The sequence below is a fragment of the Bacillus sp. FSL K6-3176 genome (genome assembly GCF_038003325.1).
In the GTDB taxonomy this organism is placed as follows: Bacteria; Bacillota; Bacilli; order Bacillales; family Bacillaceae; genus Bacillus; species Bacillus altitudinis.
In genome coordinates, this window is record NZ_JBBOOX010000001.1 from 631,984 (window position 1) to 652,378 (window position 20,395).

At 43.2% G+C, this 20,395-nt stretch carries 21 protein-coding genes and 2 riboswitches; of the genes, 20 read left to right on the plus strand and 1 reads right to left on the minus strand.

Annotated features, from left to right (window positions below; translation table 11 throughout):
* The first annotated feature begins 51 nt into the window (after positions 1-51).
* Both MHB38_RS03220 and MHB38_RS03225 read left to right on the plus strand, forming a co-directional pair.
* Positions 52-597 carry a sigma-70 family RNA polymerase sigma factor gene (locus MHB38_RS03220; protein WP_025206853.1) on the plus strand — a complete coding sequence of 182 codons (546 nt, stop codon included), beginning with the start codon at positions 52-54 and terminating at the stop codon, positions 595-597.
* Entirely contained in the window at positions 566-1,996 is a 1,431-nt protein-coding gene (locus MHB38_RS03225; RefSeq protein WP_341002400.1) for a DUF4179 domain-containing protein, read from the plus strand. Before MHB38_RS03220 ends, MHB38_RS03225 begins: the two co-directional genes overlap by 32 nt.
* Positions 1,997-2,014: 18 nt before the next feature.
* Here the strand turns inward: MHB38_RS03225 and MHB38_RS03230 are convergent, their stop codons facing one another.
* Entirely contained in the window at positions 2,015-3,202 is a 1,188-nt protein-coding gene (locus tag MHB38_RS03230; RefSeq protein ID WP_341002402.1) for an MFS transporter, read from the minus strand.
* A gap of 100 nt (positions 3,203-3,302) precedes the next feature.
* Between MHB38_RS03230 and MHB38_RS03235 the strand changes: the two genes are divergently transcribed.
* From MHB38_RS03235 to purH, 18 genes are all read left to right on the plus strand, one after another.
* Positions 3,303-4,181 (plus strand): LysR family transcriptional regulator, encoded by an 879-nt coding sequence (locus tag MHB38_RS03235; protein WP_017359827.1) that lies wholly within the window; start codon positions 3,303-3,305, stop codon positions 4,179-4,181.
* Between the two features lie 126 nt (positions 4,182-4,307).
* Positions 4,308-4,409: riboswitch (purine riboswitch) on the plus strand.
* A gap of 145 nt (positions 4,410-4,554) precedes the next feature.
* Entirely contained in the window at positions 4,555-5,880 is a 1,326-nt protein-coding gene (locus MHB38_RS03240; protein ID WP_024719393.1) for an NCS2 family permease, read from the plus strand.
* Between the two features lie 206 nt (positions 5,881-6,086).
* Entirely contained in the window at positions 6,087-6,248 is a 162-nt protein-coding gene (locus MHB38_RS03245) for a hypothetical protein (RefSeq protein WP_008344307.1), read from the plus strand.
* A gap of 18 nt (positions 6,249-6,266) precedes the next feature.
* Positions 6,267-6,449 (plus strand): YezD family protein, encoded by a 183-nt coding sequence (locus MHB38_RS03250; protein ID WP_008344304.1) that lies wholly within the window; start codon positions 6,267-6,269, stop codon positions 6,447-6,449.
* A gap of 217 nt (positions 6,450-6,666) precedes the next feature.
* Positions 6,667-7,464: a hypothetical protein gene (locus tag MHB38_RS03255; protein ID WP_341002403.1), complete on the plus strand. Its 798-nt coding sequence runs from the start codon at positions 6,667-6,669 to the stop codon at positions 7,462-7,464.
* Between the two features lie 305 nt (positions 7,465-7,769).
* Positions 7,770-8,324, plus strand: a complete 555-nt coding sequence (locus MHB38_RS03260; RefSeq protein WP_008344300.1) for a DUF2179 domain-containing protein — start codon at positions 7,770-7,772, stop codon at positions 8,322-8,324.
* Positions 8,321-8,521 carry an NETI motif-containing protein gene (locus MHB38_RS03265; RefSeq protein WP_341002404.1) on the plus strand — a complete coding sequence of 67 codons (201 nt, stop codon included), beginning with the start codon at positions 8,321-8,323 and terminating at the stop codon, positions 8,519-8,521. The genes MHB38_RS03260 and MHB38_RS03265 overlap by 4 nt, the downstream gene beginning before the upstream one ends.
* A 79-nt stretch (positions 8,522-8,600) precedes the next feature.
* Positions 8,601-8,702, plus strand: a riboswitch (purine riboswitch).
* Between the two features lie 169 nt (positions 8,703-8,871).
* Positions 8,872-9,360, plus strand: a complete 489-nt coding sequence (gene purE, locus MHB38_RS03270; RefSeq protein WP_017359824.1) for a 5-(carboxyamino)imidazole ribonucleotide mutase — start codon at positions 8,872-8,874, stop codon at positions 9,358-9,360.
* Entirely contained in the window at positions 9,353-10,495 is a 1,143-nt protein-coding gene (purK, locus tag MHB38_RS03275) for a 5-(carboxyamino)imidazole ribonucleotide synthase (protein ID WP_335372847.1), read from the plus strand. The genes purE and purK overlap by 8 nt, the downstream gene beginning before the upstream one ends.
* Entirely contained in the window at positions 10,492-11,787 is a 1,296-nt protein-coding gene (gene purB / locus MHB38_RS03280; RefSeq protein ID WP_008344295.1) for an adenylosuccinate lyase, read from the plus strand. Before purK ends, purB begins: the two co-directional genes overlap by 4 nt.
* A gap of 72 nt (positions 11,788-11,859) precedes the next feature.
* Complete coding sequence (purC, locus tag MHB38_RS03285) at positions 11,860-12,582, plus strand: phosphoribosylaminoimidazolesuccinocarboxamide synthase (RefSeq protein WP_007496901.1); 723 nt, start codon at positions 11,860-11,862, stop codon at positions 12,580-12,582.
* Positions 12,575-12,829 carry a phosphoribosylformylglycinamidine synthase subunit PurS gene (purS, locus tag MHB38_RS03290; RefSeq protein WP_003214349.1) on the plus strand — a complete coding sequence of 85 codons (255 nt, stop codon included), beginning with the start codon at positions 12,575-12,577 and terminating at the stop codon, positions 12,827-12,829. Before purC ends, purS begins: the two co-directional genes overlap by 8 nt.
* Positions 12,826-13,509, plus strand: a complete 684-nt coding sequence (gene purQ / locus MHB38_RS03295) for a phosphoribosylformylglycinamidine synthase subunit PurQ (protein WP_008344292.1) — start codon at positions 12,826-12,828, stop codon at positions 13,507-13,509. Before purS ends, purQ begins: the two co-directional genes overlap by 4 nt.
* Positions 13,493-15,724, plus strand: coding sequence for a phosphoribosylformylglycinamidine synthase subunit PurL (gene purL, locus MHB38_RS03300; protein WP_202734671.1), 2,232 nt, complete (start codon positions 13,493-13,495; stop codon positions 15,722-15,724). Before purQ ends, purL begins: the two co-directional genes overlap by 17 nt.
* A complete protein-coding gene (gene purF, locus MHB38_RS03305) occupies positions 15,700-17,130 on the plus strand; it encodes an amidophosphoribosyltransferase (protein ID WP_008344290.1) in 1,431 nt (476 codons plus the stop codon). Before purL ends, purF begins: the two co-directional genes overlap by 25 nt.
* 96 nt (positions 17,131-17,226) lie before the next feature.
* Positions 17,227-18,267, plus strand: a complete 1,041-nt coding sequence (gene purM / locus MHB38_RS03310) for a phosphoribosylformylglycinamidine cyclo-ligase (protein ID WP_113747737.1) — start codon at positions 17,227-17,229, stop codon at positions 18,265-18,267.
* The gene (gene purN / locus MHB38_RS03315) at positions 18,264-18,833 is read left to right on the plus strand and encodes a phosphoribosylglycinamide formyltransferase (RefSeq protein ID WP_008344288.1); all 570 of its coding nucleotides are present in this window, start codon (positions 18,264-18,266) and stop codon (positions 18,831-18,833) included. The genes purM and purN overlap by 4 nt, the downstream gene beginning before the upstream one ends.
* 15 nt (positions 18,834-18,848) lie before the next feature.
* Entirely contained in the window at positions 18,849-20,387 is a 1,539-nt protein-coding gene (purH, locus tag MHB38_RS03320) for a bifunctional phosphoribosylaminoimidazolecarboxamide formyltransferase/IMP cyclohydrolase (protein WP_008344287.1), read from the plus strand.
* The last annotated feature ends 8 nt before the right edge of the window (positions 20,388-20,395 follow it).

Below are 20,395 nucleotides of genomic sequence, written 5' to 3' on the forward strand. Positions count from 1 at the left end.
AAACCGTTTGAGAGAAACCTTGCTCTAACAGGTGTAGGAGGTGTGGATGAGATGAAGCAAGTGCGTCTAATTAAAAAAGCACAAAAAGGGAATGTCCCGGCATTTGAGACATTAATGCTGATGTATCAAGAGCGTTTATATAAAACGGCTTTTCTCTACACAAGAAATAAAGAGGATTCGTTAGATGCTGTTCAAGAGACGGTCATTAAAGCGTTTAAGCATCTATCTGGATTAAAAGAACCGGCTTATTTTTCTAGCTGGCTGACGAGAATTTTGATTCATACAATTTTTGCGATGAAGAAAAAACAGCAAGATGTTGTTCCGTTTGAACAGCATCATGAGAGCGTTGAGCGGCATGATTTTTTGGAAGACAAGCTGGATTTAAAAAATGCACTAGATGTATTAGATGAGCAATATCAGCTCGTGATTCAGCTATTTTATTTTCAAGATTATTCGATTTCAATGATTTCTGAACAGATGGGTGTGCCCGAAGGAACGGTCAAAACTCATTTGTATCGAGCAAGAAAGTTATTAAAGCAAACATTGGAGAAGGAGGAGAGTGTCGATGGAACGAAAAGAAATGAAAAAGCTCTATGATGAGATTGATGTACCAAAGGTTGAATTGACCTCTGCGGTTCGCCAAGCAATGGGAGATGTGAAAGCGGAAAAGAAAAGACGTTGGTTCACATGGAATTGGAGAACGCCAATATATTCTGCCATCGTACTAATCGTTCTTTATTTTTCATCCGGCTTCCTTTTTCCTTCTCTTAATACAGCGATGGCTCGAGTGCCGTTTGTTGGACAGTTATATATGATGTTTCACGATAAAGTAGGAATGTCTCTTTTTCAGAGTGAGTTGGTGAAGCATGTCAATGAGGGGGCTGAATCAAGAGGGGTTACTGTGAAAGTGAACAGTGTGTATTATGATACAGGGCGGCTTGTTTATACGTTTACTGTGGAGAATTTGAATACAAAGGAAGATGTTGTCCCTTTCATAGTCAACTTAGATCCAGTAAATCAAGCTTCCCAATCGAGTTCCTACAATCATGAATTGAAAAAATTAAAAGATGGCCATTATGTTGGGCAGGTGACAGTCTATACAAATGGTCAAACGATCAAACAAGGTCAACAAGTGCCACTTGTCATTTCTAAAATTGGGGATATTGTAGGGAATTGGCGCTTCAAGGTACCAGCGGTCAAGCAAAAAACCACTGTATTAGCTGGACAAAAAGACGTGTCTATTTTAAATGGACGTTATCACTTAAGAAATATAAAGGTAGAAAATGGAGTGAAAAGCTCTGTTATTCAATATACCATTGATTACAATGGTTTTGCTAAAGACGATATAATTAGTATAGAAAGAATGAAGGATAATCTAGGGAATGATTATCAGCTCGAAATTGGAACAGTTTTAGGAGAAAAACAACTGACTTCTGACAAAACTAGAAAAAATCATTTGACCATTTTAGATCAGTCGATTGATCCAGAGGCAACTGAATTAACATTTTACACGGGTGTGACAGACGAACAAGAAGAAAGCAAAATCATTCCTCTTCAGACAAAGCTGCCTGTTCAGTTCAAAACAAAGCATCATGGAATAGGGATCAAAATCAATAAAATAGAGCAAAAGGGGCATTCTGTGACAGTTTATTATCAATTTACTGGACTAGATCAGAAAGAATTAGATGAGGATGTTATGGAGAATATCGGTGAATGGATAGGATTAGGTGATGTTAAAAAATTGAAATCGTGGTCAGATCCTGAAGCAAATGATGAAAACGGATATTACTTGGAGAGAAACGATGCGAAGGTGACCAATTTCAAGATAGCCTCTATGCAATCCACCTTTGAATTTGATGTGAAGAAGTTAGACACATTTTCTTTTAAGGATTATGGACTTTACCTTGATTTGTCAGATCTGAACCGATTGGCACCACAGAAAGATATACCTGTAACCATTCCAGTCAAAAAAGAAACATCAAAAGCTAATCGATAAATCAGAAAGCGAACATGATTACACATGTTCGCTTTTTATCTGTTGATGTGCCAGTCGATTGCGATGGAACGAGTACCGAATCAACATCAACGCAACAAAACTGGCTAGCCCGCCGATCCAACTTAAATTCGTTACATTTGTATATTGAATAATCAGACCACCCATTGATGATCCGAGCATCATGCCGATATTCATAATCGCTGTATTAAAGCTCAGCACGGTTTCAGATGTTTCGGGTTTTAGGGAGATGAGATAAAATTGCTTCGCTGGTGTTGTTGTCCATGTGGCGGTGCCCCAAATGGCGAGCGTGATGAAGACGCCAACTACCGAAAATTGTGTAAAGGATAATGCAAAGAGCATGAGCATCTGAACCGTGATGCTGATTGAAATGGTTCGGTTTGGTCCCCATTGATCGACAGCGTATCCACCAAAGCGTGAGCCAATAAAAGCAGAGATGCCTAAGACAAGCAAGGCAATGCTTGTCAGTTCAAGCGTAAATCCGGATGTTTGACGCAATAATGGCGAAATGTAAGCAAATACCATCGTGTAACCTAAGATCCAAAAGGCTGTCGTGGCTAATCCGCTTAACACCCTGCGGTCTTGAAGAATTTGCATTTGCTGCTTAAATGGCACATAGGAATGTCCCTCCATAGGCGGTAATAATCGATACAGAAGAAACAAGAGACATGTGGTCCCTATTGCAATGATGAGAAAAATGGCATGCCAATCTACATATCCTGCTAAAAATGTTCCAATCGGTACACCGAGTACTAGTGAAACAGTAAATCCAGTGATTACTGTTGCCATCGCACTCCCCTTTTTTTCTGGCGGGGCGAGCTGCGCTGCGTAATTTGTTGCGAGCACAATATATAAGCCGCCACTCATGGCCATGATGACTCGCGAGAGCATGAGCAGCATAAAGTGATGGCTAAAAAAGGCAAGCACATTACCTGCTATAAACATGGAAATCGCCGATAAAAGAACCTTTTTTCGATTCAATTTCGATGTGGCCATGACTAAAAAGAGGGCACCCACCGCATAAAAAAGAGAATAGATGGTGATGAGCTGTCCTGCAACCGGGATGGAGATGTGCAGATCGTCAGAAATGATGTCCAGTATGCCTGATACGACGAATTCTGAAGTACCTGTGACGAAAGAACCGACGGCTAAAAGAAATATGAGCAATGGATAAGATGTACTTTTCATTTTGAACCCTTCCTTTATGTTGAAACGTTGTATTCATTTTAAATTCCGTGCTAACATAAGTAAAATTGATGTTTTTCATGAAAGGGATGAGTGAATACTCATGAGCTTTGTTCGATTCGAGACGATGGCTAAGGTGGTCGAGCTAGGCAGTTTTACAGCTGCAGCTGAAGCATTAAATATGACACAGTCTGCCGTGAGTCATGCGGTGGCAAGTTTAGAGACGGAGTGGGGTGTGTCTTTATTCGTGCGTGACCGAAAAAAGGGCATTACGCTGACAGACACCGGTGAAACCCTTCTTCCGCATATAAGAGAAGTGCTAAATCGAGTAGAGAAAATTCAGCAGGAAATTGCGCTCACCAAAAATATTGAATCTGGCTTGATTCGGATTGGAACATTTGCCAGTGCATCCGCTTGTTTATTGCCAAAACTGCTTGTGAGCTATCAGAAAAAGCATCCAAATATTGAATTTAAGTTCTATGAGGGGACATATGAAGAGATCTTGGAGTGGCTCGATTCTGGCATTATTGATGTTGGTTTTGTTGTAAAAGGTAAAGCGGATGAATCGTTTGATCTATTGCCACTTATGAAAGATAAAATGGTGGTCGCCTATCACGAAAATCATCGTTTTGAGCAGCAGCCAATTGTAGACATGGAAGAATTAGCAGATGAACCATTTATTATGCCAACTGGCATGTATCAATCCCATGTAGAGGATATTTTTTCAGAGGCGCAAATCAAGCCGTCTATTTTATTTGAAGTGCATGATTGTACGACCATTGCCCGCATGGTTGGGGAAGGACTTGGTGTGACGATAGGTCCTGAGTTATTCCTGAAAACGCAGCAACTTGTGCAGATCAGTCACCTGAATGTATCGCATCATCGTGAGGTGGCGCTTGCCTGTCCATCGCTCACGCAAGCTTCTCCTGCTGTGAAGGCATTTTTCGATGTAGCAGAAACGGTTTTTGCCAGAATTCAGTGATGGGTGTATAAAGAACTAGATGTGATTTTCCAAATTCGTGTAATAAGACGAATGAAGCGGACATTTCTTTGAAAAATGTTCGCTTTTTGTATTGTGTTTTAAAAATGAAGTTGGTACAATAGACACAGAAATCAAATAGATAGAAGTCGTATAATGGCGGGGATATGGCCCGCAAGTTTCTACCAAGCTACCGTAAATGGCTTGACTACGTCAATTCACACTCGTTTGATATAAATCATGCATTGTTCTTGTTTGATGTCACGGTCTGAATTCACATTGTAGTCAAGCGTCCCAAAAACTGTTGGGGCGTTTTTTATTTGACTTGTGAATGGGACAGACTAAAGCAAAAGGACATGAAGGGAGTCAGTTGGCTTTGAAACAGTTTTTTCAGTTTGATGAGTTAGGTACGAATTATCGCAGAGAGATCATCGGCGGTTTAACGACATTTTTGTCGATGGCTTACATCTTGTTTGTTAATCCGATCACACTTGCTTTAGTAGCAGTACCGGATTTTCCAGATAAATTACGAATTGATCAGGGGGCTGTCTTTACAGCTACGGCGTTAGCTTCTGCGGCAGGTTGTTTCCTGATGGGATTGATCGCCAGGTACCCGATTGCGATTGCACCAGGTATGGGACTGAATGCGTTCTTCGCTTTCTCAGTGGTTCTTGGTATGGGAATCTCATGGCAGGCAGCACTTTCCGGTGTGTTTGTTTCAGGATTGATTTTCGTTGCCCTTTCTTTAACAGGTTTCCGTGAAAAAATCATCAATGCTATTCCGAGTGAGCTGAAGCTGGCTGTTGGTGCAGGGATTGGTTTGTTCATTACATTTGTGGGTCTTCAAGGCTCTGGCATTATTGCAAATAACGATAATACGCTCGTTTCGATTGGAAACATTCATAGTGGTCCTGTCCTGTTGACGGTATTTGGAATCGTTGTGACTGTCATTTTAATGGTTCTTCGAGTGAATGCAGGTGTCTTCATTGGGATGCTTGTGACAGCCATTGCTGGAATGATCTTTGGTCTTGTGCCAGTTCCATCTCAAATTATCGGAAGCATTCCAAGTTTGTCTCCAACCTTTGGTCAAGCTTTGATTCACTTGCCAGACATCTTCTCCATTCAAATGCTTGTGGTCATTTTAACGTTCCTATTCGTTGGGTTCTTTGATACAGCTGGTACACTTGTGGCTGTGGCGACACAAGCTGGTTTAATGAAAAATAATGAGCTGCCTCGCGCAGGAAGAGCGCTTCTGGCGGATTCTTCTTCTATCGTAGTCGGTTCTGTTCTTGGTACATCAACGACGACGTCTTATGTTGAATCTAGTTCAGGTGTTGCTGCGGGTGCTCGCTCTGGTTTTGCAGCCGTCGTGACAGGTATTTTCTTCTTACTTGCGATGTTCTTCTCGCCGCTATTATCTGTCGTGACATCAAATGTAACGGCACCTGCTTTAATCATTGTCGGTGCACTGATGGTAGCACCTCTTGCAAAGATCGCATGGGATCGTTTTGAAATTGCGGTACCGGCCTTCTTAACCATGATTATGATGCCACTCACATATAGTATTGCAACAGGGATTGCGATTGGTTTCATTTTCTACCCGATCACCATGATCTTTAAAGGAAAAGCAAAAGAAGTGCATCCAATTATGTACGGCCTGTTTGTCATCTTTATTCTATATTTTGCTTTTTTAAATCATTAATCATTTGTCTGAAACAGCAGCTCATGAAGGCTGCTGTTTTTTGTAGGGAAATTTTAAAAACATAGTTGACTTATAGGAATTATGTGTTTATGATAAAAAGACATAATTCGCTGATTGGATCACCAAAGGCGCTTTGATTTCCTTTTTTCTATAGAAGGGTTCAGAGTGCCTTTTTTCTTGCATTCATCATAACGGGAGGGGATGACTTGTCACGCTGGCTTAGGCAGGTGATTGAGCGGAAAAAGCAGGTATTGATTGAGCAGCTCCTTTTATGGGGGCATGAAGAAAAACATGAAGCGCTCATGCACTATACGATTCATGAGCTGGAAAATGAGGTTCTCTATTTAAAAGAGCGCAAGCAAAATTAGTGGGATGGGGGATGAGCGATGGATGAACAAAAGCTGAATTTTATTTTATCTGCCTTAAAAGGGATTGAATACGGGTCGGTGGTGATCACCATTCATAATGGACAAATTACACAAGTCGATACGACAGAAAAGACTCGTTTCCCCGCACACCAGGAGAATCTTCGGATTCAGAAAGCAAAGCAGGGGCGCTATCGTTCATGAAAAGTGATGAAAGATGATGAAAAGCTGATCCACTCATCAGCTTTTTTGTTTTGTCTTATTTTCTCTCCATTTAAAACCTCTTCATTCTTTTATCCGTCTATTCGTATGAACGTCAAGGAATCTTGACTGAATAGAGAGACTCCGCTACTTTAATAGGAGTCATTCGGACAGGTCACTTGAGCCTGTGCGGATTGTCTGAGATAGGAGTTGATATGGGATGTTAGAGAAAGATCAAGAGCAGGTCACATCTGAAACGAAAAACGAAAACGAAGAGCCATCAATAGATCAAGAAACGAGGCAGTCCCGCCTCAGCCGCAGTGCTGCAAAACGAGGAAGAACGGCTAAGCCAGCTGATGAAGAGCGTTCAGCCATTCAGCGCATTGCAAGAGGTGTAGGAGGTGCGTTTAAGCGCTATGGCTCATATGGGTTTGCGATGTTAAAATCACCGAGTCGTGCGATCCATCAAGCGGACACTTTTCGCATGAAGTACGCCTGGATTTCAATTGTGTTGTTCAGTGTGTTTTTTGCTTTAGGCAACTACGTTCAATTAAAGGCGTCAAAGACCCGTTTATTAGGTTTTGGTATTCATTATTCTTTTGGTGACGCCTTTTTGAAGGTAGCGGTCTTTACACTCATTCTGTTGACACTGATGATGCTGACGGTTTGGGTGCTCGGTAAGTACATGCTGAAAGGGAACATATCGCTGAAAGAAGTGATCATGAAGTTCGGTGCTGTGCTTGTGCCGGTTTTGGTTTTATCTATCCTTTGGCTTGTATTTGCCATGCTGAATATTCCATATGTAACGGTGATTTTATCCGTCATGATGTTTTTCGGTCTTCAGCTGATTGCCATTGTGCTCTTCCGCTCCATTCAATCAGATCAAGAAGCTGTGCGGGGAGACTTGATGTATGCCGGCTGGGTCTTTTTGTTGATTGAGCTCGTCATCATTGCCCTTTTATGGGGCATTGTCGGAGAGTATTTGATCCCATCACTTGTTCCAGTTCGGTTTGGATAAAACACGTTTCAGCGTGTACTCGGTCTTTTTAAAATTCAAAGGTTTTCTATCACGCTGAAAAGAAGACAAAGGGTTAAAATAAAGTATATTTTAGCCCTTTATCAACCATCTAAAGCCTCCTTTTGAAAAAGGAGGTTTTTCATGTTGAGAAGAGGAAAAAACGGGTAAACTCTTGGTAACAAAGACCACCCCTTGTTGTCGAAAGATATATGTGTTTTTCTCGCGCAAATTTGATTGTATCAAGGTTTGTTCTCTAGTAGAATATGGGGTGCTTTATTTGATTTTTAGTGCAGGGGGTTCGAATCGTGCTTCAACAACTTTTATCCAATGCGTTCACCATGGTTTTGATTATTTTAGTGATTAACATTGTTTATGTCTCTTTTTCCACTATGCGTTTAATTTTAACAATGAAAGGCAGAAGGTATGCAGCCGCTTTTGCTGGTACTGTCGAGATGCTGATTTATGTCATTGGTTTGAGTATCGTATTAGATAACTTAGATCAAGTACAAAATGTCATTGCGTATGCGCTAGGTTATGGGATTGGAATCATTGTCGGGATGAAAATTGAAGAGAAGCTGGCACTAGGCTACATTACTGTGAACGTGATTACAAAAGAAATCGATCTAGATCTCCCAAAACAATTGAGAGAAAAAGGATATGGCGTCACCAACTGGGTAGTAGGAGGTCTTGAAGGAGACCGGTCAGCGATGCAAATTTTAACACCGAGAAAATATGAACTGCAATTATATGAAACGATTAAAACGCTTGATTCAAAGGCGTTTATCATTTCGTATGAGCCCAAAACGATTCATGGCGGCTTCTGGGTGAAGGCTGTGAAGAAAAGGAGAATTAAAGAATGACCGCAAAACCAAAGAAAAAGAAATTCTACGTGGAAGACAACATGACGATTGATCAAGTGTTGTCCCAGATGGCGGAGGAAGGCTACTCACCTGTCCGACGAATAGAGGAACCGATCTTTCAGGAAAAGAAGGAAAATGGGTCGATTCAGATCATTCCGATTGGGAAAAAAATCGTATTTGAGGGAAAAATACTCTAAATCCGAACATTAAAACGACGACTTCATAGATTGTTCGATAAATCCGTTGACATCATGAACATCCGTTGTTAAGATAAACATGAAATCAAAACACGAGCCTCATATAATCTTGGGAATATGGCCCATAAGTTTCTACCCAGTTACCGTAAATGACTGGACTATGCAGGATAGTGAACAAAACTGACATGGCGTTTTAAAAGCGAACAGCGCTTACCATGGCCCGGTTTGTGTTGCTTCCTAACAATGCAATACAAACCGGGTCTTTTTGTTCGGCGTTTGACAAGCTGCTTAGGTTTGGGAAGCGTGTCAAACGATACAAAATCGAATAATAGCTTAAAGGTGGGGACAAAATGAAGCCGCTTGTAGGTGTCATCATGGGAAGTACATCTGATTGGGAAACAATGAAACATGCGTGCGATATCTTAGAGGAATTAAACATTCCGTATGAAAAACAGGTTGTATCCGCACATCGGACACCTGATTTGATGTTTGAATATGCGACTGAAGCAAGAGGTAAAGGACTCAAGGTCATTATTGCCGGTGCTGGAGGCGCAGCACATTTACCGGGGATGGTCGCAGCAAAAACGACACTGCCGGTCATTGGTGTGCCCGTACAATCAAAAGCATTAAACGGGCTAGATTCCTTATTATCCATCGTTCAAATGCCAGGCGGTGTACCTGTTGCCACAGTGGCAATCGGCAAAGCTGGTGCAACAAATGCAGGCCTTTTAGCTGCACAAATGATTTCAGCATTTGATGAAGCCGTTGCAGCACGCCTTGAAGAAAGAAGAGAGCAAACAAAACAAACTGTATTAGAAAGCAGTGATCAGCTTGGCTAAGCAGACCATTTTTCCAAACGCAACCATCGGTATCATTGGCGGCGGACAGCTTGGTAGATACATGGCCGTCAGTGCAAAGCAAATGGGCTACCGGGCAGCAGTCCTTGACCCTGTCACACTTTCTCCTTGTGGACAGGTTGCTGATACAGAAATCACAGCCGCATACAGTGACCTTAAAGCGATCAGGCAGCTGGCGGACATCAGTGATGTGGTCACATATGAATTTGAAAACATTGATTATGATGCACTCAATCAACTGAAGGAAGAGGCGTATTTACCGCAAGGAAGCGAACTCCTTCTTTTAACCCAAAACCGTGAAACGGAGAAAAAAGGGATTGTAGATGCAGGCTGTGAAGTCGCCCCTTATCGCATCGTTCATGATGAGAAGGAGCTGGAAGACGCAGTAAATGCGCTTGGTTTGCCAGCTGTGCTGAAAACATGCAGAGGTGGTTACGACGGTAAAGGGCAGTACGTCATTAAAGAGAAGGATCAGCTTCATGAAGCTGTTGCACTTCTCACTCATGGGACATGTATTTTAGAAAGCTGGGTTCCTTTCCAAATGGAACTGTCCGTGATTGTGACGCGGTCTGTTCATGGAGAAATTGCGACATTCCCAGTCGCTGAGAACATTCATAAGCACAATATTTTATTCCAAAGCATCGTGCCTGCACGGGTAGATGGCAACATTCAGGAGAAAGCAAAAGAGCTGGCAACAACGCTTGCTGAAAAGCTAGGGCTAGTCGGTACGCTTGCTGTTGAACTGTTCCTGACAAATGAAGGGAAGCTGCTCGTCAATGAACTGGCACCGCGCCCGCATAACTCTGGACATTACACATTGGATTTATGTGAGACGAGTCAGTTTGAACAGCACATTCGCGCCATATGCGGTTTGCCGCTTGGCGGAACAGCTCTTTTATCAGAGGGTATGATGGTGAATTTGCTGGGCGATGAAGTGGACATCCCAAAAGAACATCCTGAGCTTTTAAAGGAAGCGAAGCTTTATCTATATGGCAAACATGAAGTAAAAGCCGGCCGCAAAATGGGGCATATGACATTTATGAAACAGCTTGATGATGAATGGATGGCAAACATCACAAAGATATGGACTGAAAGAGATGGAGGAAACGGGAAATGATCGAACGTTACGCACGACCAGAAATGTCAGCAATCTGGACAGAGGAAAACAAATTTAATGCATGGCTTGAAGTAGAAATTCTCGCTTGTGAAGCTTGGGCAGAACTTGGCATCATTCCGAAAGAAGACGTTGTGACAATGCGCAAGAATGCAAGCTTTGATATTGGACGTATTTTGGAGATTGAACAAGACACGCGCCACGACGTGGTTGCCTTTACGCGTGCTGTATCTGAATCTCTAGGAGAAGAAAGAAAGTGGGTTCATTACGGGTTAACATCTACAGACGTAGTGGATACGGCGCTTTCATATCTATTAAAACAGGCGAACGATATTTTGCTCAAGGACATTGAGAGATTTGTTGACATACTAAAAGAAAAAGCAAAAGAGCACAAATATACAGTCATGATGGGTCGTACGCACGGTGTACACGCTGAACCGACAACATTTGGCTTGAAGCTTGCTCTTTGGTACGAGGAAATGAAGCGTAACTTAGAACGTTTTAAACAAGCAAAAGCCGGCATCGAATACGGCAAAATCTCTGGTGCTGTTGGCACATATGCGAACATCGACCCGTTTGTTGAGCAATATGTATGTGAGAAACTTGGCATCAAAGCTGCACCAATTTCAACCCAAACCTTGCAGCGTGACCGTCATGCAGATTATATGGCAACCCTTGCTTTAGTTGCAACAAGCATTGAGAAATTTGCTGTTGAAATTCGTGGTCTTCAAAAGAGTGAAACACGTGAAGTAGAAGAATTCTTTGCAAAAGGACAAAAGGGATCATCAGCGATGCCGCATAAACGAAACCCAATCGGTTCTGAAAATATGACGGGAATTGCCCGCGTCATCCGTGGTTATATGCTGACTGCTTATGAAAATGTACCGCTTTGGCATGAGCGTGATATTTCTCATTCATCTGCTGAACGCATCATTTTACCAGATGCAACGATTGCACTGAACTATATGCTGAACCGTTTCTCTAACATTGTGAAGAATTTGACGGTGTTCCCTGAGAATATGAAACGCAACATGGACCGCACACTTGGCTTGATCTACTCTCAGCGTGTTCTTCTTGCACTTATTGATACAGGTATGGCACGTGAAGAAGCATATGACACGGTTCAGCCAAAAGCGATGGAAGCTTGGGAAAAACAAGTACCATTCCGTTCATTAGTAGAAGCAGAAGAGAAAATCACCTCACGCTTAACACCTGAACAAATCGCTGACTGCTTCGATTACAACTATCACTTGAAAAATGTCGATATGATTTTCGAACGTCTAGGTCTTGCGTAAGAAATGGGCCGCCTGCTAGTCAGGCGCCTAATCCTGAAAATTGCCAACATTCAAATTAGGAGGCCAATCTGAATGACTGTGAAACAAGAACTTCTCTACGAAGGCAAAGCGAAAAGAATCTATCAGACCGATGACGAGCATATTTTATATGTTGAATATAAAGACTCAGCTACAGCATTTAACGGTGAAAAGAAAGCGGAAATTGAAGGCAAAGGCAGACTGAATAACGAAATTTCCAGCTTGATTTTTCAAATGCTACATGAGAAAGGGATCAACAATCACTTTGTTAAACGCCTATCTGAAACAGAACAGCTCATTCAAAAGGTAGACATCGTACCGCTTGAAGTCGTTGTGCGAAACGTGGTGGCAGGCAGTATGTCAAAACGTCTTGGGATTCCAGAGGGAACGAAACTGGACACACCCTTGATCGAGTTTTACTACAAAGATGATGCACTTGGCGATCCGCTCATTACAGAAGATCATATTCGCATTTTACATGCAGCGACACCTGAGCAGGTCGAGGAAATGAAACAAATCACAAGACAAGTGAATGAAGAATTGAAGCAAATCTTCTCAGATTGCCATGTGAATTTAATTGATTTCAAGCTTGAATTCGGAATAGATCACGAGAATCGTATTTTGCTAGCTGATGAGATTTCACCTGATACGTGCAGGCTTTGGGATAAAGACACAAACGAAAAGCTTGATAAAGACGTGTTCAGACGAAACCTGGGCGGCTTAACAAATGCATACGAAGAAATTTTCAAAAGACTTGGAGGCCATAAACATGTATAAAGTGAAAATTTTTGTCAGCTTAAAAGAGAGCGTTCTTGATCCACAAGGAAGTGCCGTGCAGCACGCTTTGCACAGCATGTCTTATCAGGAAGTAAAGGATGTCCGTATCGGGAAATATATGGAGTTAGTCATTGAGAAATCAGATCGTGACTTAGACACAGTGGTCAAAGAAATGTGTGAAAAATTGCTTGCCAACACGGTGATTGAAGATTACCGCTATGAGGTGGAGGAGGTTGTCGCACAGTGAAGTTTGCAGTGATCGTCTTGCCTGGCTCTAACTGTGATATCGATATGTACCATGCGATTCAAGATGAGTTAGGTGAACAAGTTGAATATGTATGGCACGACGAAACGAGTCTTGATGGTTTTGACGGTGTACTCGTACCAGGCGGTTTTTCTTATGGGGATTACTTAAGATGCGGTGCGATTGCTCGTTTTTCTAACATCATGCCGGCTGTGAAAAAAGCAGCTGCGGAAGGAAAACCTGTTCTTGGTGTTTGTAACGGGTTCCAAATTCTTCAAGAGCTTGGCATTCTGCCAGGCGCAATGAGACGGAATAAAGATCTAAAATTTATCTGTCGTCCAGTTGAACTCATTGTAGAGAACAACGAAACGCAATTTACAAGCGGTTATCAAAAAGGTGAATCGATTACGATTCCTGTAGCACACGGTGAAGGCAACTTCTACTGTGACGAAGACACGTTAGCGAAGCTGATTGAACGAGGCCAAATCGCTTTCACTTACGGTGACGATATTAATGGCAGTGTGAATCGAATTGCAGGTGTAACGAATGAACAGGGCAATGTACTCGGCATGATGCCGCACCCTGAGCGCGCGGTTGATTCATTACTAGGCAGCGCAGACGGACTTAAATTGTTTCAATCTATCGTGAAAAATTGGAGGGACACTCATGTCACTACTGCTTGAACCAAGTCACAAGCAAATTAAAGAAGAGAAATTGTATCAGCAAATGGGATTGAGTGATGAAGAATTCGCTTTAATCGAATCCATTATTGGCAGGCTGCCAAACTACACAGAAACGGGTATCTTTTCTGTCATGTGGTCAGAGCATTGTAGTTATAAAAACTCAAAGCCTGTTTTAAGCAAATTCCCGACAAAAGGAGAGCATGTTCTGCAAGGTCCTGGGGAAGGCGCTGGAATCGTTGATATTGGAGACAACCAAGCGGTTGTATTTAAAATCGAATCACATAACCATCCATCTGCAATTGAACCGTATCAAGGAGCGGCAACAGGTGTCGGCGGAATCATCCGTGATGTATTCTCCATGGGTGCTCGTCCAATTGCGGTATTAAACTCTCTTCGTTTTGGTGAACTGACTTCACCGCGCGTGAAGTACTTGTTTGAAGAAGTAGTGGCAGGGATTGCAGGCTATGGAAACTGTATCGGTATTCCAACAGTCGGCGGAGAAGTTCATTTTGATCAAAGTTATGAAGGCAATCCGCTCGTTAACGCGATGTGTGTAGGGTTAATCAACCATGAAGACATCAAGAAAGGGCAGGCAAAAGGTGTTGGCAATACGGTCATGTACGTTGGTGCTAAAACGGGACGTGACGGGATTCACGGTGCAACATTTGCGTCTGAAGAATTTTCTGATGAATCAGAAGAAAAACGTTCAGCGGTTCAAGTCGGCGATCCGTTCATGGAAAAGCTTTTGCTTGAAGCATGTCTTGAAGTCATCAAAAATGATGCGCTTGTGGGCATTCAAGATATGGGAGCGGCTGGCTTAACTAGCTCAAGTGCAGAGATGGCAAGTAAAGCCGGTTCAGGTATCGAAATGAACCTAGACCTGATCCCTCAGCGTGAAACAGGCATGTCAGCGTATGAAATGATGCTGTCTGAATCCCAAGAGAGAATGCTGTTGGTCATTGAAAAAGGCCGTGAGCAAGAAATCATTGATATTTTTGAAAAATATGATCTTGAAGCAGTCTCAGTCGGTCATGTGACAGACGATAAAATGCTTCGTTTACTCCATCAAGGAGAAGTAGTGTGTGAGCTTCCAGTTGATGCACTTGCAGAAGAAGCACCGGTTTATCACAAGCCGTCAAGTGAGCCTGCATACTATCGCGAGTTTTTAGAAACAAAAGTGGAAGCTCCAGCGATTACAGATGCAGCAGATACATTGAAACAGCTGTTAAAGCAGCCAACGATTGCGAGTAAAGAATGGGTTTACGATCAATACGACTATATGGTTCGTACAAACACAGTCGTTGCACCTGGCTCTGATGCGGGCGTGCTCAGAATCCGTGGGACGAAAAAAGCTCTTGCGATGACAACAGATTGTAACGCACGTTATCTCTACCTTGATCCAGAGGTTGGCGGTAAGATTGCCGTTGCAGAAGCCGCACGTAACATTGTCTGCTCAGGCGCTCGTCCGCTTGCAGTAACAGATAACTTGAACTTCGGTAACCCGGAGAAACCAGAAATCTTCTGGCAGATTGAAAAATCTGCTGACGGCATCAGCGAAGCTTGCCGTACATTAAGTACACCGGTCATCGGCGGTAACGTCTCTTTATATAACGAGTCAAATGGAACAGCCATTTACCCAACGCCAGTCATTGGTATGGTTGGTTTGATTGAAGATACAGCTCATATTACGACTCAATCGTTCCAACAGGCAGGCGATGTGATTTTCGTCATTGGTGAAACGAAGGAAGAATTTGCAGGCAGTGAGCTTCAAAAAATGACTGAAGGCCGTATCTACGGAAAAGCACCAGAAATTGATTTGGATGTAGAGCTGGCGCGTCAAGAAGCCCTATTAGCAGCGATTCAAAACGGACTTGTTCAGTCAGCACATGATGTGTCTGAAGGCGGTCTTGGTGTAGCACTAGCTGAAAGTACATTTGGAACAGATGGTCTTGGCGCTGATATCCAGATCGATCTAAACAGCGCAGCATCACTATTCAGTGAATCACAGTCACGTTTTGTCGTCACAGTGAAACTAGAAAATCGCGAAGCGTTTGCTGCGACTGTGCAAGATGCAAAAGAAGTCGGAACGGTCACAAATGATGGTGTATTCACTGTCAAAAATCAAGAAGGACAACAATGGATTCATGCGGCAGTCAACGAGCTTGAACGCGCATGGAAAGGAGCGATCCCATGCTTGCTGAAATCAGAGGCTTAAACGAAGAATGTGGCGTCTTTGGGGTTTGGGGACACGAAGAAGCCCCGCAAATCACATATTACGGATTGCATAGCCTTCAGCACCGAGGACAAGAAGGTGCGGGAATTATTGCAACAGACGGTGAAAACCTGACGTCACACAAAGGCCTTGGACTGATTACGGAAGTGTTCCAAAACGGTGAGCTTAAGGATTTAAAGGGAAAAGGTGCGATCGGACACGTTCGGTATGCGACAGCAGGCGGAGGCGGCTTTGAGAATGTGCAGCCCCTCTTCTTCCGCTCGCAAAACAATGGCAGTCTTGCCCTTGCTCATAATGGAAACTTGGTCAATGCAACGCAATTAAAGCAACAGCTAGAGAACCAAGGAAGTATTTTTCAAACGTCTTCTGATACCGAAGTGCTTGCTCACTTAATTAAGCGCAGCGGATATATGGATTTGAAGGATCAAATCAAAAATGCTCTGTCTATGTTAAAAGGAGCTTATGCTTTCCTAATCATGACGGAAACAGAAATGATCGTAGCGCTTGATCCGAACGGATTACGCCCACTTTCACTTGGTATGCTTGGGGATGCTTATGTTGTCGCTTCTGAAACATGTGCATTTGATGTCGTCGGTGCTACCTATTTACGAGATGTAGAGCCTGGCGAAATGCTGATCATTAATGATGAAGGCTTAAAATCTGAGCGCTTTTCGATGAACATTAACCGCAGCATGTGCAGCATGGAATACATTTATTTCTCAAGACCGGACAGCAATATCAATGGCATCAACGTGCATAGTGCGAGAAAGAATCTTGGCAAGAAGCTTGCAGAAGAAGCACATGTCGAAGCAGATGTCGTGACAGGTGTGCCAGACTCCAGTATTTCTGCAGCGATTGGTTATGCCGAAGCAACAGGTATTCCATATGAGCTAGGTTTAATTAAAAACCGTTATGTCGGCCGGACATTTATTCAGCCGTCTCAAGCATTGCGTGAGCAGGGCGTGCGAATGAAGCTGTCTGCCGTGCGCGGGGTGGTCGAAGGCAAACGTGTCGTCATGGTGGATGATTCCATCGTACGAGGAACAACAAGCCGCCGAATTGTAACGATGCTAAGAGAAGCGGGTGCGACGGAAGTGCATGTACGCATCAGTTCACCGCCAATTGCTCATCCGTGTTTTTATGGAATTGATACGTCTACACACGAAGAGCTGATTGCGTCATCTCATTCAGTGGAAGAAATTAGACAGGAAATCGGTGCAGACTCCATTGCATTTTTATCTGTAGACGGTTTAATGGACGGGATTGGCAGAAAGTATGATGATCCGCAGCGCGGTCAGTGTTTAGCATGCTTTACTGGAAAATACCCGACCGAAATTTATGAAGATACTGTCCTTCCTCATGTGAAGGAAACAGTCCTGACGAAATAATCGAATAATGGAGCAGCAGTCAACGTGATTTGATATGCTGCTCTTTCATTCTGCCGAAAATACATGAAAGACAAGCAGATAAAAGGAGTGAATGGGATGTCAGAAGCATATAAAAACGCCGGTGTCGACATCGAAGCAGGATACGAAGCCGTTAAACGAATGAAAACACACGTAGAACGTACAAAAAGAGCAGGTGTCATGGGGGCTCTAGGCGGATTTGGCGGTATGTTTGATTTATCTGAACTGCCATACAAAAAGCCCGTTCTTGTCTCAGGAACAGATGGTGTTGGTACGAAATTAAAGCTCGCTTTTTTAATGGATCAACACGATACGATCGGTGTAGATGCTGTTGCTATGTGTGTGAACGATGTACTTGCACAAGGGGCAGAGCCGCTCTTTTTCTTAGATTACTTAGCAGTTGGAAAAGCAGATCCTTTGAAAATTGAATCCATCGTCAAAGGTGTAGCTGACGGATGCGAGCAGTCTGGTTCAGCGCTTGTCGGCGGAGAGACAGCAGAAATGCCGGGTCTTTACACAGAAGAAGAATATGATATTGCCGGATTTTCTGTAGGTGTCGTTGAAAAGGATGAAATCGTCACAGGAGAGAACATCCAGGAAGGGCATTTGCTGATTGGACTCAGCTCTAGCGGCATTCATAGCAATGGCTATTCTCTTGTACGAAAAGTATTGCTTGAAGATGCGGGCCTAGATCTTCACCAAACGTATGAACCTTTTACAAGACCACTTGGAGAAGAGCTGCTTGAACCGACGAAGATTTATGTCAAGCCTGTTCTTAAACAAGTGAAAGCTGGCAAAGTTGATGGTATGGCACATGTGACAGGCGGCGGCTTTATTGAGAATTTACCACGTATGCTGCCTGAAGGACTTGGTGTGGAGATTGATAACGGCTCATGGCCGGTCCCGCCTATTTTCTCCTTTATTCAAGAAAAAGGGCAATTGAAAGCAGAAGAGATGTTCAATGTATTTAATATGGGCATTGGCTTTGTCCTAGCCGTCAAAGAGGATGATCTCGTCGATGTGATCAGCGGACTTGAACAAGACGGAGAGAAAGCCTTTCTTATCGGACGAGTTCAAAAAGGAGAAGGCGTCACTTTCGGTGGTGGAAGCCTCTCATGAAAAAGTTTGCGATCTTCGCCTCTGGAAGCGGGACAAATTTTCAAGCCATTATTGATACGTTAAAAGAAGAACAGTGGCCGGCAAAAGCCGCCATTGTGATCTGTGATAAACCGGGTGCGAAGGTGCTGGAGCGGGCAGAGAAAGAGGGCATTCCGTCCTTTTCTTTTACGCCGAAGGCTTTCCCGAGTAAAGCCGCTTTTGAGCAAACCATCATTGAACAGCTGAAGCTGCATGAAGTGGAATGGATTTTCCTCGCTGGGTATATGCGACTGATCGGTCCGACATTGCTTGATGCATTTAGAGGGAAAATCGTGAATATCCACCCTTCTTTATTGCCAGCATTTCCTGGACTCGATGCGATTGGACAAGCCTATCAAGCAGGAGTCAAAGTGGCTGGCATCACGGTTCATTATGTCGACGAAGGCATGGATACCGGCCCGATTATTGACCAAGCAGCCATTCATATTGAACAAGGGGAAGACCTTGAATCCATTGAAAAAAGAATGCATGAATTAGAACATACACTATATCCAAAAGTGATCAAATCACTTTTAGAATTATCTTAATGAGGTGACAAAGGCATGACGATCAAACGCGCATTAATCAGTGTTTCCGATAAAACAAATCTTGTACCTTTTGTGAAAGAACTAACAGAACTTGGCGTTGAAGTGATTTCAACTGGTGGTACACACAAACTTCTTCAAGAGAACGGCATTGATGTCATTGGTATTTCTGAAGTGACTGGCTTCCCAGAAATCATGGACGGACGACTCAAAACGCTTCACCCGAACATTCATGGTGGACTGTTAGCAGTGAGAGAAAACGATGAGCATATGGCACAGATCGAAAAGCACGGCATTCAGCCGATTGATCTTGTCGTTGTGAATCTATATCCATTCAAAGAGACCATTTCAAAAGACGATGTCACGTATGAAGAAGCGATTGAAAACATTGATATTGGCGGTCCGGGTATGCTTCGTGCTGCTTCTAAAAATCATCAGGACGTCACTGTGATTGTAGACCCGCGTGATTATGATTCTGTCGTTCAACAAATCAAAGAAGGCGGCGTCTCACTAGAGAAAAAACGTGAGCTTGCAGCAAAAGTATTCCGTCATACGGCTGCTTACGATGCCCTGATTGCGGATTATTTAACGAACTTTGTTGGCGAAACAGAGCCAGAACAGTTCACAGTCACATTTGAGAAAAAGCAATCTCTTCGTTATGGAGAAAACCCGCACCAAGCGGCGACGTTCTATGAAAATGCGCTTCCAAGCAAAGGCTCTTTAGCTACTGCAACGCAATTACATGGAAAAGAACTTTCCTACAACAACATCAAAGATGCAGATGCAGCACTTCAAATTGTACGTGAATTTACGGAGCCAGCGGCTGTGGCTGTAAAGCATATGAATCCATGTGGTGTTGGGACAGGAGAAACGATTGCAGAAGCATTTGATCGTGCATTTAAAGCAGATGAAACATCTATTTTCGGCGGCATTGTGGCGCTTAATCGTGAAGTAGACAAGCAAACGGCTGAGGTGCTCCATACGATTTTCTTAGAAATCGTCATCGCACCATCGTTTAGCCAAGAAGCACTTGACGTGTTAACAGCGAAAAAGAATCTTCGTCTACTAACATTAGATGTAGAAGCAGATCTTGGGAAAAAAGAAAAGCAGCTCACAAGTGTTCATGGTGGATTGCTCGTTCAGGATATCGACACATACGGCTTAGAGGAAGCAACGATCTCTATCCCAACGAAGAGAGAGCCAACTGAAGACGAATGGAAAGACTTAAAGCTCGCTTGGAAAGTCGTCAAACATGTGAAATCAAATGCCATCGTTCTAGCGAAGGATCAAATGACAGCAGGTATTGGTGCTGGTCAAATGAACCGTGTTGGCTCGGCTAACATTGCGATTGAGCAAGCAGGTGAAAAGGCAAAAGGGAGTGCACTAGGTTCTGATGCATTTTTCCCAATGGGCGATACAGTAGAAGCTGCTGCAAAGGCAGGCGTCACAGCGATCATTCAGCCAGGCGGATCTATTCGTGATGAAGAATCGATTCAAAAGGCAGATGAATACGGCATCGCCATGGTCTTCACTGGCGTTAGACATTTCAAACATTAAGGGGATGA